This window comes from Streptomyces recifensis (genome assembly GCF_002154615.1).
GTDB lineage: Bacteria > Actinomycetota > Actinomycetes > Streptomycetales > Streptomycetaceae > Streptomyces > Streptomyces griseoluteus.
Map to the genome: position 1 here is coordinate 1 of NZ_MUNH01000543.1, position 12587 is coordinate 12587.

Genomic DNA, 12587 nt, shown 5'->3' on the forward strand with positions numbered 1-12587 from the left:
GGCAACGCCACGCAGAACTTCTGGCGTTCGGCGGAGAACCTCGCCATCCGCCCGGTCAACGGCACCGACCGCTGGGCGGTGGCCCAGGCCGCGCCGTTCCGCCGTATCCACGTCCAGGGCGGGCTCAACCTCGCGCCCAACGGCTACGGCTGGGCGTCCGGCGGCTACATCGCCGACTCGAAGATCGACGGCACGGTGGGGCCGTACTCCCAGCAGCAGTGGTACACCCGTGACAGCTCGGTGGGCGGCTGGACCAACGGCGTGTGGAACATGGTCTTCAGCGGTGTGCAGGGCGCGCCCGCGACCAACTTCGACAGCGGGCCGTACACCACGCTGGACAACACCCCGGTGTCCCGCGAGAAGCCGTTCCTGTACCTCGACGGCTCCACGTACAAGGTGTTCGTCCCGGCCAAGCGCACCAACGCGCGGGGCGTGTCCTGGCCGGCCAACGCGGGGAGTTCGCTGCCGCTCGACCAGTTCTACGTGGTCAAGCCCGGCGCGACCGCGGCCACCATCAACACCGCGCTCGCCCAGGGCCTCAACCTGCTGTTCACGCCCGGTGTCTACCACCTCGACCGGGCCATCGAGGTCACCCGCGCCAACACCGTGGTCCTCGGCCTGGGTCTCGCCACCATCGTCCCGGACGGCGGCGTGGACGCCATGCACGTCGCCGACGTGGACGGCGTCAAGCTCGCCGGCTTCCTCATCGACGCGGGCAGCACCAACTCCGACACCCTGCTGCGGATCGGACCGGCCGGCTCCACCGCCGACCACTCGGCCAACCCCACCACCATGCAGGACGTGTTCGTGCGCATCGGCGGTGCCGGACCCGGCCTCGCCACCAACTCGGTCGTGGTCAACAGCAACAACGTGATCATCGACCACACCTGGCTGTGGCGCGCCGACCACGGCAGCGGCGTCGGCTGGGACACCAACCGTGCCGACTACGGTCTGCGGGTGAACGGCAACGACGTCCTGGCCACCGGTCTGTTCGTCGAGCACTACAACAAGTACGACGTGTACTGGGCCGGCCAGCGCGGGCGCACGATCTTCTTCCAGAACGAGAAGGCGTACGACGTGCCCAACTCCGCCGCCATCACCCATGACGGCATCGTCGGCTACGCGGCCTACAAGGTCGCCGACTCGGTCACCTCGCACGAGGCATGGGGTCTGGGCAGTTACTGCAACTTCACCACGGACTCCTCCATCGTCCAGGCGCACGGATTCCAGGTCCCGGTGAACTCCGGGGTCAAGCTGCACGACATCCTGGTGATCTCACTCGGCGGCAAGGGCCAGTACGCCCACGTCGTCAACAACACCGGGGCCCCCACCTCGGGGTCGGACACCGTTCCGTCCAAGATCACGCAGTTCCCGTAGAGCGGGTACCCGGCGCCCGGAAGGCGGGCTTCGCGGGCCGCGCCTAGGGGGGCGTGCACGGAGGGCCACACGGCCCTCCGTCCCGGCCCCCGGCCCGGTCAGGCGTCCGAGCGGCCGGCCGTCCAGGTCAATTCCTGGGCGGCCGGGCCGACTTCACCCCCCGGGAGCCCCCGCTCCCACCTCGGACGCCCCGGACCGGGGGCTGCCGCCCGAACGGAGTACCACAGCGGGCACACCGCCCGGGCTGCCGCTGTGATGGAGAGGTCCCCAACCTCGATCCAGTGAGGCACCTCATGCGTATGCGCAAGCTTGCTGCAACGGCCGTCCTGGCGGGCGCCCTTGCCCTCTCCGGCGCCACGGCGGCCCAGGCGGCCGACCCGGACCCGACCACCGGTGTGGCCGCCAACAGCCCCGGCGTCGCCTCCGGCAACGTCATCCAGATCCCGGTGGAAGTCCCGGTCAACCTGTGTGGCAACACGATCGACGTCGTGGGCCTGCTGAACCCCGCGTTCGGCAACGTCTGCGCCAACTCCTGACGGCGCAGGCGAAGGGTGCCGGTCCCTCCTGGAGGGGCCGGCACCCGGCTGCCGTGGGTCAGTCGGCCGCGACCGGCTCCTTCTGGGCGGCGGGGCGTCCCTTCGCCCGGCGGCTCCGCAGCAGCAGGCGTCGCACCGGGCGTTCCACGCCCTCGAACAGCGCCCAGGACAGTGCGAGCGAGATCGCGAACGCGGCCGCGGTCACGCCGATGCCGGGCACGGCGCCGAAGCGCGGCTTGTCGCCCAGCACGGAGATGCCCGCGCGCAGCACCAGCAGATGCACCATGTAGAACGCGAACGACAGCTCCCCGAGCCGCACCAGCCGCCGCCCCCGCCACAGCGTGGGCAGCCCGCGCAGGTCGGCCACGGCCGCCGCGGGGATCAGCAGGGTGAACCCGGTCAGGGTGCAGGACGTGGCGGCGTAACCGGGCGCCACCTGGGGGACGAGGAAGTAGCCGAGGAGGGCCAGGGCGAGCGAGCCCTCCACGCCGGGGCCGCGCCAGCGGCCGAGCAGCACCAGCCGGGCGGTGACCGTGCCGAGCACGAACTCCGGCAGCCGGGCCACGGGCAGCGAGTACATCGGCTGGTTCAGCCAGTGATGGGCGTCCGCCCAGGCCAGGGTCAGCGCGGCCACCGCCGCGCAGCCGCCGAGCACCCGCGTGCCACGCGCGCCGAGGCGGCTCAGCAGCCAGAAGAGAGCCGGGAAGAGCGCGTAGAAGAACGCCTCGCAGGCCAGTGACCAGCTCACCGGGTTGAGCGTCTGCCACCACGGCTGCCACCAGGAATGCACCAGCGACACGTTCGCCAGGGTCTGCTTCCAGGTCGGCAGGGCCGGCTTGCCCATGGCGAAGGCGATGGCGACCGCGAGGACGGCGGTGGCCAGGTGGACGGGGTAGACCCGCGCGATCCGCCGCCGCCAGAAGCCGGGCGCCCGGTCGCCGGGCCGGGCCGACCAGGTCAGGACGAACCCCGACAGGATGAAGAAGAACGACACCCCGGTGCCGCCGGGGGTGAAGGCCCAGGAGACCAGGCGCCCGGCCTGTCCGCCGAGGTAGCCGAAGTTGTTGATGTGCAGTCCGAAGACCAGCAGGGCCGCCACCCAGCGCAGCCCGGTGAGCGAGGGCAGCGCGGGTCTGACGCCGTCCGGTGAGGTGGGGGCGCCGGCCGCGTCGGGCCGTGCGGGCGGCGTCCGGGGCGTCCGGGTCGTCGCCGTGGTCATCCGATCACCTGCCGCTGGAGATTCGCGTGGGGCATGAAGGGGACTGCTGCCCTACGGCGCCCCGACATTCACGTCATGCCGGAAACATCACACTGCTGCCGAACGAGAGAGCGTCCGCTCTGCCACGGATGGTGGGCCCCGAGCACCCGGACGAGTGAGCGCCGCTCCGGCGGGGAACCACCACCTCGGTGAGCACCGTTTTGTTCGATACGAGGTGATACGAGCCGGTACGCACCGATGCCGGCCGGTGACGCAAAGAAGTCAAAAACTTGTGCAGCTCATTTTCTTGAATCATTCGTGTTTAGGGCGCTAGTGTTCCCCCATGACCGCATCCCAGCCTCCGACCACCGCCGCCGCGGAACTGCGCGGTGCGGGCCTCCGCGTCACGGCGGCCCGCGTCGCGCTGCTGGAGACCGTCCGCGCGGGCGACCACCTCGCTGCCGAGGCGATCGCCGCCCAGGTCCGCGAGCGGGTGGGCCACATCTCCGTGCAGGCCGTCTACGAGGCCCTGCACGCGCTCACCGCCGCGGGTCTCATACGCCGCATCGAGCCGGCCGGCAGCGCCGCCCGGTTCGAGGGACGCGTCGGCGACAACCACCACCACGCCGTGTGCAGGTCGTGCGGTGCCGTCGCCGACGTCGACTGCGCGGTGGGCCACGCGCCCTGCCTCACCGCCTCCGACGACCGGGGCTTCGTCATCGACGAGGCCGAGGTCGTGTACTGGGGCGTCTGCTCCGACTGTTCCACCGGCCGCAGCTCCTAGCGCCGTTTTATCTCGCCCTTTCCGGAAGGATCGACATGCCTCACAACGAAGACGCGATCGTCACCGACCCGAAGCCCGAGGAGACCGGCGGCTGCCCCGTCGCGCACGGTGCCAGTGCCACCTCCCTGCACCCGGCCCTCGGCAGCGGCAACGACCGCTGGTGGCCCAAGCAGCTCAACCTGAAGGTCCTTGCCAAGAACCCGCCCGTCGCCAACCCGCTGGGCGAGGACTTCGACTACGCCGAGGCGTTCCTGAGCCTCGACCTGCCGGCCGTGAAGCGCGACCTCGCCGAGGTGCTCACCACGTCCCAGGACTGGTGGCCCGCGGACTTCGGGCACTACGGCCCGTTCATCATCCGCATGGCCTGGCACAGCGCCGGCACCTACCGCACCCGTGACGGCCGCGGCGGTGGCGGCACCGGCCAGCAGCGCTTCGCCCCGCTCAACAGCTGGCCGGACAACGCCAACCTGGACAAGGCCCGCCGGCTGCTCTGGCCGGTGAAGAAGAAGTACGGCAAGAACATCTCCTGGGCCGACCTCATGATCCTGGCGGGCAATGTCGCGCTGGAGACCATGGGCTTCAAGACCTTCGGCTTCGGCGGCGGCCGCGTGGACGCCTGGGAGCCCGACGCCGACGTGTACTGGGGCCCCGAGACCACCTGGCTCGGCGACGAGCGCTACACCGGTGACCGTGAGCTGGAGGAGCCCCTCGCGGCCGTCCAGATGGGCCTGATCTACGTCAACCCGGAGGGCCCCAACGGCCACCCGGACCCGATCGCCGCGGCCCGCGACATCCGCGAGACCTTCGGTCGCATGGCGATGAACGACGAGGAGACCGTCGCCCTGATCGCGGGCGGTCACACCTTCGGCAAGACCCACGGCGCGGGCCCGTCGAGCGACGTCGGTCCCGACCCGATGGACGCCCCGATGGAGCAGCAGGGCCTTGGCTGGAAGAGCAGCTACGGCACCGGCAAGGGCCCCGACACCATCACCTCGGGCCTGGAGGTCACCTGGAACAACACCCCCACCCAGTGGGGCCAGGGCTTCTTCGACAACCTCTTCGGCTACGAGTACGAGCTGACCGAGAGCCCGGCCGGCGCCAAGCAGTGGAAGCCGAAGGACGGCGCGGGCGAGGGCACCGTGCCCAGCGCCTTCGACCCGGACAAGAAGATCGCGCCGAACATGCTCACGACGGACCTGGCGCTGCGCTTCGACCCGATCTACGAGCCCATCGCCCGGCGCTTCCACGAGAACCCGGAGGAGTTCGCGGACGCCTTCGCCCGTGCCTGGTACAAGCTGACCCACCGCGACATGGGCCCGAAGTCGCTGCTGCTCGGCCCCGAGGTCCCCGAGGAGACGCTGCTCTGGCAGGACCCGCTGCCCCAGCCGGTGGGCGAGCCGATCGACGCGGCCGACGCCGACGCGCTCAAGGGCAAGATCCTCGACTCCGGTCTCACCGTGGCGCAGCTCGTCAGCACCGCGTGGGCGTCCGCGTCCACCTTCCGCGGCAGTGACAAGCGCGGCGGTGCCGACGGTGCCCGCGTCCGCCTGGAGCCGCAGCGCGGCTGGGAGGTCAACGACCCGGACCAGCTCGCCCTGGTGCTCCGCACGCTCGAGGGCATCCAGGAGGAGTTCAACGCCTCCGCCGGTGCCAAGCACGTCTCCCTGGCCGACCTGATCGTCCTCGGCGGTGACGCCGCGGTGGAGAAGGCCGCGAAGGACGGCGGCTTCCCGGTCGACGTGCCCTTCACGCCGGGCCGCGTGGACGCCGGCCAGGAGCAGACCGACGTGGAGTCGTTCGAGGCGCTCAAGCCCGCCGCCGACGGCTTCCGCAACTACTCCGGCAAGGGCAGCAACCCCGGCCGCGCCGAGTACGCGCTCGTCGACCGCGCCAACCTGCTGACCCTCACCTCCCCGGAGCTGACCGTCCTCATCGGCGGGCTGCGGGTCCTGGGCGCCAACTACCAGGACTCCGACCTGGGCGTCTTCACCGAGACGCCGGGCGTGCTGACGAACGACTGGTTCGTCAACCTGCTCGACCTCGGCACCACGTGGAGCTCCACCTCCGAGGACCAGGCCACCTTCGAGGGCCGCGACGCCTCCACCGGCGCGGTCAAGTGGACCGGCACCCGTGCCGACCTGGTCTTCGGCTCCAACGCCGAACTGCGCGCCGTCGCCGAGGTGTACGCCTCCGACGACGCCAAGGAGAAGTTCGTCAAGGACTTCGCCGCCGCCTGGCACAAGGTGATGAACCTGGGCCGCTTCGACCTCGCCTGAGTCGCAGCACCCGAAGGGGCGCCCCCGAACCGGCCGGTTCGGGGGCGCCCCCTTGTCTCCCGCACCCCTCCCGCCGGCGGTTCTTCCGCCCCGGCCGTCCGTCCTGCGGGCGCGCCGGGTCAGGTGCACGATGGTGGTGTGGGCAGGCGAGAGGAGGCGGCTGCCGATGACTCGGACACCTCCGGAAACGATCACCCCGATACGACTCTGGCGCTGGCGGCGCAATCCGCTGCGCAGGCACGGCGACCTCGTCGAGGCGTGGGTCGTGCTGCTCACCTGGGTCTTCGTCGTGCTGGGCGGGGCGCTCGGGGGCTGGGCGGCCGCGAGCTCCGTGGACGCCTCGCTCGCCGTGCGCCGCGACCAGGTGCACGAGGTCCGCGCTGTCCTCACCGGCCCGGCGCCGAAGACCGCCCCCTCGCGCGGCGGTTACGACGACGACCGGGTGTGGGCCAAGGCCCGCTGGACCGACGGCCGGGGCGCCGTGCACACCGGCAAGGCGAAGGTGAGCCCCGGCGCCCCGGCCGGCACCACGGTCGACCTCTGGACCGACGGCGCCGGACGCACCGTGCCGCCGCCCGCCTCCCAGGCCGAATCCATGCTCCAGACCGTGCTCACCGGCGTCCTCGTCGCCCAGGTGACCGGCACGGCCGTCTGGGGCGGCGGACGACTGGCGTGCGGCTCGCTCGTCCGGCGCCGGCTCGCCGAATGGGACGAGGAGTGGAGTCGCGTCGGCCCGGAGTGGCGGCGGCTCAGCGGAGGCAGGGGCTGACGCCCGGCCTCAACTCCGCAGCGCCTCGAACGCACGCCGGGCCGCGACCCCGATGGCCAGGTCGATGTCCGGCGCCAAGGACGCCCTGCGGTCCGCGCGGGTCAGCGCCGCCAGCGCCACCCGGTCGCCGGAGTCCGCCTCCACCACACCGATCTCGTGCCGCAGATGCAGGAAGGAGCCCGTCTTCCCGCTGTACCGCAGCGAGTCCGCGCGCAGCTCGCTCACCATCCGGTGGGCGAAGACCTGCAGGCCCATGAGCCGGCGCAGCTCCGCCGTCGCCACCGGGTCGGAGATCTCGTCGCGCCACACCCGCTCCAGCAGGGACACCAGCGCCCCGGCCGTCCCGGTGCTCGCGTGCGCCGGGTCCAGCGTCTCGATGGTGTGCCGACCGGTGCGCTCGTCGCGCACGGCCAGCTCCAGCGCGAGTGAGAAGTCGTTGCCGGAGGCTCCGGCGGCGCAGGCGTACATGTGGTGCAGCCGGTGCCGTACCCGCAGGTCCGGGCAGTCCCAGGAGCGCAGCCGCTCGTCCACTTCCGGTACCGGGACCAGGCCCAGGAGGAGGTCGGCGGCGGCGTTGTCGCTCACCGAGAGCATCATCAGCAGCAGGTCGCCGACGGCCAGCGTCGCCGGATGGCCGAACGCCGCGAGCCCGGTCGGACCGGCACTCCCGGCGGAGGGTACGTAGGTCACGGGCCGGGCGGGGTCGAGTTCCCCGGCCGAGATCCGGTCCAGCACGACCAGGGCCAGGGGGACCTTCACCACCGAGGCGAGCGGTACCGGTACGTCCACGGCGAACCCCAGCTCCTCGCCGGTGTCGATGTTCCGGGCCAGGAACGAGCCCCGGACACCGAGCGCGTCCCACTCACGGGCGATGCCGTCCGCCACCTCGGTGTTCATCGCGTCACCTTTGCCAGGGACTCCGCGAGCCACGGCGGGACCTCGCCCGTCTCCCCGTGGGAGTCGCTCGCGCCGACCTCGTACCCCCGGTGCAGGGAGGGGTCGGCCAGCGGGGTCCAGCTCGCCCCGTGCTGCCGGGCGAAGGGCTCCGCGCACAGCAGCCGCGCCCGCCCGGCCAGCGTGTCGGCCAGCGCGGCGGCGGCCGGGCCGGCCGGTCGCAGAAGCGTCTCCGGCAGCCCGGCACGGGCGGCGGCCCGCGCCAACCGGTCCTTGGCGCAGGGCACTTCGTCCTCCTCCAGGGTCAGGATCGGCAGCCCGGCCACGCCTCGCGGCGGGCGGAGGTCCTCCAGGTGGAGGGTGCGGCGGGCGCGTTGCCGCGCGGCGGCCAGACCGAGCGTGACCCGCACTGGGGCCCGCTCCGGGGCCACGCGGAGCAGGGCGTAGGCCAGCGAACCCTCTCTGAGGCCCGACTGCCGCTGCTGGGGCGGGAGTTCCCGTACCACCAGCGTAGTGCCGTGCTCGGCGCCCGCCCGGAGCACGCCCGCCAGGGCCACCGGCGCGCAGTGCGCGGGCACGCCGACGACCCGTGTCCGCGCGGCGCGGGCCGACCGGGCGGCCTGGTCCAGCCGTTCGGCGCGGTCCAGCACGTCGCGTGCGTACGGGAGCAGCGAGGTACCGAACTCCGTCACGGCGACCTGGCGCCGGGAACGGTCGAACAGCTGGCCGCCGAAATACGCCTCCAGCGACTTGACGCGGCGGCTGAGGAGTGGCTGCGCGATCCCCAGCCGGTCGGCGGCGCGCGAGAAGCTCACCTCCTCGGCCGTTGCGGTGAACGCCGCGAGATGCGCGAGCAGATCCATCCAGGAGTCATATCAATAAGTCATGGAGGGTTCAAAGTTCACTCTTGGACATGAGCGGTGTCCTGCTGTTTCGCTGTCACCCCGTCGTGATCCAACCGGCCCGACGGCGCAACTCCCCTGTAGGAGAACGCACATGACCCGTGCCACCCCCGTTCCGCGCCGCACCCTGCTCCGTGCGGGTGCCGCCCTCACCGCCGCTGCCGCCGGCACCTCCGCCGTTCCCGCCTCCGCCGCCCAGAACGGCCCGGCCGCGCCGCGCCCCGAGCTGGCCGCGCTGGAGAAGCGGTACGGCGCACGGCTCGGGGTGTACGCGCACAACACCCGCACCGGCGCCACGGTGGCGTACCGCGCCGACGAGCCGTTCGCCATGTGCTCGACGTTCAAGGCCATCGCCGCCGCGGCGGTCCTGCGCGACCACGGCGGCCGCACCGCGCTCGGCGAGGTGATCCACTATCCGCCGGCCGACATCCTCTCCAACTCCGAGCAGTCCAAGGCCCATCAGCAGACCGGCATGGCGCTGGGCGACGTGTGCGCGGCCGCCATCCAGTACAGCGACAACACGGCGGGCAACCTCATGCTGCGCCGGATCGGCGGCCCGGCCGGCCTCACCCGCTTCTTCCGCTCCCTGGGCGACCGGGTGAGCCGGCTCGACCGGTGGGAGACCGATCTGAACACCGCCGTACCCGGTGATCCGCGCGACACCACCACACCGCGCGCCCTCGGGCGTACCTTCGAACTGCTCACGCTGGGGCGGGCGTTGAGTGACGGCGACCGGGGGCAGCTCGTCGGCTGGCTGCGCGGGAACACCACCAGCGGCAAGCGGTTCGGCGCCGGGCTCCCGTCGGACTGGGTCCTCGCGGACAAGACCGGCACCGGCTCCTACGCCACCGCCAACGACCTCGGCGTGGCCTGGACCGGGAAGGGCACGCTGCTGCTGCTGTCCGTGCTGTCCACCAAGCCCGCGCCCGACGCGCCCGTGGACGAGGCGCTGATCGAGGAGACGGCACGCCTGCTCGCGGCCACCCTCGCGCCGGGGGAGTAGCCGCACGCGACCGGCGGGGCCGACCCGTGCAATTCGGGGATGTCGGGTCCCGTACCGAAATCTGCCGTCCGTGCTGACCTGCGCATTCGATTCCGGCGCGACTGTGATGATGCTCAACTCGTGTAAAATTGACGGGAGTTGTAAAGGCGACAAGACTCTGACCGTCCTCGCTTCCGCCTCGGGCGGGCGAAGGGACACGGGGCGCCGCGCGCCGGTTCGCGCGCGCCCTGCCACCTCCCACACCTTTGAACGGACAGAGGCTCACCTTGGCACGCTCGCAACCAGCCAGATTTCTCGCCACGGCCGCCGCGGCCTTCCTCGCGGCGACCGCCGCGCCGCTGATCGGCGCCACCGCCGCTCACGCCCAGGAGGGCGGCGCCTGCTCGTCCGCCACCGTGCAGTACCGACTGGTCGACGCCGACGGCAAGGTCGTCGGCGCCGACTGGTCCTCGCAGGGCGGGTTCCATCAGTGGGACACCGTCCCCGGCACCGTCGAGGTCCGCCTCGCGCCCGGCCAGAGCGTCGGGGAGGGGTGCAGCTACCCCGTCTCCCTGGCCGAGTACACCACCGAGGGCCCGAACTGGGCGTCCTCCGGCCACCAGGAAATGGTCGACAAGGCCACCGTCCACCTCACCGCGAAGGATGTCGCGGGCAAGGACGACGACGGCCGCACCTGGCAGAGGCTCAGCGTGAAGACGCCGACCTGCTTCGGGCAGATCGACCTGTACGGCGAGGACACCGCCTACGACGGCAAGGAGGGCGAGGGTCACGGCCCGCTGCCCGACGTGCGGGCCGGCGTCCTGACGCCGTACCACCTGATAGCCGCCTGGAACGGCGGGGACAAGCGGTGCGAGGGCGGTACGACGGAGTCGGCCACGCCGAGCCCGTCCGCGCCGGAGACCTCCGCGAGCCCGGCGCCTTCCGCGCCGCCCGCCGGTGGTCGGCCGAGCGCGCCCGCCGAGGGCACCAAGCCCCCGGTGAGCCCGAAGCCCGGCGCGACGCCGTCCACCGGCGCGGACGTGCCGCCGGCCCAGTCCAGTCCGCCCGCGCCCAAGTCCTCGCCCAACGGTGGTAATCCGCCGCTGGCGGAGACCGGTGCGGGTGCCCCGGTCGGCATGCTCGCGGGTGGGGCCGCGCTCGTGCTGGCCGTGGGAGCCGGGACGGTGTACGCCTCGCGCGCACGCCGTTCCTGACCCCTCCCGCGTCACCGGCGCGGGAAGGGGAGGCAGGAGGGGGAGCCGTCGGCGGACGGCTCCCCCTTTTCGGCTTCGCGCGGCCTGGTTTCCCAGTACCGGCAGTAACATGATGATCTTTCTCCGGAAGTTACTCACCAGTCAATCAGGCGCGGTCCGCGTGGGCGCGCCTCCTCCGGAGATGACCATGTCCATGGCCGATGAGGCGTTGGAAAACGCCCGCACCACCTACGAGCAGCACGTACGGACCTGCCGCCAGTGCCGTGCCGACGGCGCGGCCTGCGCCGTGGCCAAGGTCCATCTGCGCACGTACAACAACGCCCGCCGTGACCACCTCCGGGCCACGGGCGGCGCGGCTCCCAGAGGCTGAGGCCTCCGGGGCTCAGAACGGGGGAGCGTCCCCGGTCTCCAGCAGCGAGCGGGCGCCGTTCGCCGGCTCCGTCGCGGACGGGAAGAGCCTGGTCCAGGCGCGGGCGCGGCCCAGCGCGCCCAGCCGCCAGGCGAGTCGGGCGGCGCGGCGGAGTTCCGCCGCCGACGGCCCGAGGTCCGTCCAGGGATCCAGGTAGGCGTCGCGCAGGCGGGGCAGTATCCCGGGCCCGTACCGCTCGGCCGCCCGCTGGGCCGGGATACGCAGACTGGCGAAGGGGTGCGAGACGATGGCGTCCCCCCAGTCGAAGTAGGTGAACCGGCCCGGCGCCGGGTGGAAGAGCTGGCCCTCGTGCAGATCGGCGTGGTCGAGGGAGTCGGGGACACCGATCGCGTCCAACTCGGCGCACCAGTCGCGCAGTCGGGGTCGCAGGGCGTCGAGCCGGGCCCGCTGCTCCGGCTCCAGGGAACCGTTGCCCTCCCGCAAGCGGTCGAAGGACGCGGGCACTTCGCTCACCGGCAGCCTCGGAACACCGAGCGCGCCGAGCTCACCGACGCGCGGAACCAGGGCCCGCTGCATCCTTGCGTACCCGCCGAGCAACTCCTCCCAGGCCCGCGGCCCCGCCTCCGCCTCCCGGAACAGCGGGCCGCCGTCCGGCAGCAGCGACCATCCCCGCTCGCCCTCCACAGCCAGCGGCCGCAACACGGACTCGGGCACCCACCGAGCCAACGCGGCGGTCAACGGCCCCTCGAAAACGCTGCCGGGCGGATTGGCCTTGAACCACACGGGGTCCTGCCGGCCCACCGGCACCCGCATCAACACCGACCAGGGCCGCACCCGGACCCGAACCACCCCCGTCACCCGCAGCCCGTACCGCGCGAGTTGCCCCTCGATCCACGCGAAGACGGCCTCCCGCCACGCCCCCTCTTCCCAGGGCGTCACCGCATCGGGGTACGCACCCCGGTCCACCTCGACCACACGCTCCATCGGGCAATCCCAGCACGCCGGACCGCCTCTGGCCAGGGATTTCCACCGCGCGGCCCGAGGGGGCGGCTCCACCACCGCTCCAGGGCTCGGACGGCAGCCGGCGGCCGTGGTCCCGCCCGGCCCGCACCGCGAGTGCTCACAGCTTCACCTCCGCGTGCGCGCGCAGCGGTCGGCTCCGGTGAGACGCGACCACCGCCCGGAGGACAGCGTTCACCGCGCAGCCCCCACCACCAGCTCCCTCAGCTCCGCCACGGCCCGCTCTCGTGCCGCCGTCAGTTCCGGGGACTCGACCGTCGCCGCC

General features: G+C 72.5%; 11 protein-coding genes and 1 pseudogene. 8 read left to right on the forward strand and 4 right to left on the reverse strand.

All coding sequences use genetic code 11. From position 1 onward, the window contains the following. Both CCN33_RS25280 and CCN33_RS25285 read left to right on the forward strand, forming a co-directional pair. Positions 1–1377: pseudogene (locus tag CCN33_RS25280) on the forward strand (hypothetical protein); the annotation flags it as partial. A 299-nt stretch (positions 1378–1676) separates the two neighbouring features. Then, on the forward strand, positions 1677–1913 hold the full coding sequence (locus tag CCN33_RS25285; protein ID WP_086695784.1) for a chaplin: 237 nt from the start codon (positions 1677–1679) through the stop codon (positions 1911–1913). Positions 1914–1971: 58 nt separating this feature from the next. Here the strand turns inward: CCN33_RS25285 and CCN33_RS25290 are convergent, their stop codons facing one another. After that, on the reverse strand, positions 1972–3132 hold the full coding sequence (locus CCN33_RS25290; RefSeq protein ID WP_086695775.1) for an acyltransferase family protein: 1161 nt from the start codon (positions 3130–3132) through the stop codon (positions 1972–1974). A 322-nt stretch (positions 3133–3454) separates the two neighbouring features. Between CCN33_RS25290 and CCN33_RS25295 the strand changes: the two genes are divergently transcribed. The 3 genes from CCN33_RS25295 (at position 3455) to CCN33_RS25305 (ending at position 6940) form a co-directional block, all read left to right on the forward strand. Beyond that, positions 3455–3895 (forward strand): Fur family transcriptional regulator, encoded by a 441-nt coding sequence (locus CCN33_RS25295; RefSeq protein ID WP_086695776.1) that lies wholly within the window; start codon positions 3455–3457, stop codon positions 3893–3895. A 35-nt stretch (positions 3896–3930) separates the two neighbouring features. Continuing rightward, positions 3931–6171, forward strand: a complete 2241-nt coding sequence (katG, locus tag CCN33_RS25300) for a catalase/peroxidase HPI (protein WP_086695777.1) — start codon at positions 3931–3933, stop codon at positions 6169–6171. Positions 6172–6337: 166 nt separating this feature from the next. After that, entirely contained in the window at positions 6338–6940 is a 603-nt protein-coding gene (locus CCN33_RS25305) for an Rv1733c family protein (protein ID WP_086695778.1), read from the forward strand. A 9-nt stretch (positions 6941–6949) separates the two neighbouring features. On the opposite strand, the gene CCN33_RS25310 is transcribed toward CCN33_RS25305, so the two are convergent. Continuing rightward, entirely contained in the window at positions 6950–7837 is an 888-nt protein-coding gene (locus CCN33_RS25310) for a serine hydrolase (protein ID WP_086695779.1), read from the reverse strand. After that, positions 7834–8697 (reverse strand): LysR family transcriptional regulator, encoded by an 864-nt coding sequence (locus tag CCN33_RS25315; protein ID WP_086695780.1) that lies wholly within the window; start codon positions 8695–8697, stop codon positions 7834–7836. Before CCN33_RS25315 ends, CCN33_RS25310 begins: the two co-directional genes overlap by 4 nt. Positions 8698–8830: 133 nt before the next feature. Between CCN33_RS25315 and bla the strand changes: the two genes are divergently transcribed. The 3 genes from bla (at position 8831) to CCN33_RS25330 (ending at position 11302) form a co-directional block, all read left to right on the forward strand. Next, positions 8831–9739: a class A beta-lactamase gene (bla, locus tag CCN33_RS25320; RefSeq protein ID WP_086695781.1), complete on the forward strand. Its 909-nt coding sequence runs from the start codon at positions 8831–8833 to the stop codon at positions 9737–9739. Positions 9740–10005: 266 nt separating this feature from the next. Next, positions 10006–10932, forward strand: coding sequence for a hypothetical protein (locus CCN33_RS25325; protein ID WP_086695782.1), 927 nt, complete (start codon positions 10006–10008; stop codon positions 10930–10932). Between the two features lie 187 nt (positions 10933–11119). Continuing rightward, on the forward strand, positions 11120–11302 hold the full coding sequence (locus CCN33_RS25330) for a hypothetical protein (protein WP_086695785.1): 183 nt from the start codon (positions 11120–11122) through the stop codon (positions 11300–11302). A gap of 12 nt (positions 11303–11314) precedes the next feature. Here the strand turns inward: CCN33_RS25330 and CCN33_RS25335 are convergent, their stop codons facing one another. After that, complete coding sequence (locus CCN33_RS25335; protein ID WP_086695783.1) at positions 11315–12286, reverse strand: aminoglycoside phosphotransferase family protein; 972 nt, start codon at positions 12284–12286, stop codon at positions 11315–11317. Between the last annotated feature and the right edge of the window lie 301 nt (positions 12287–12587).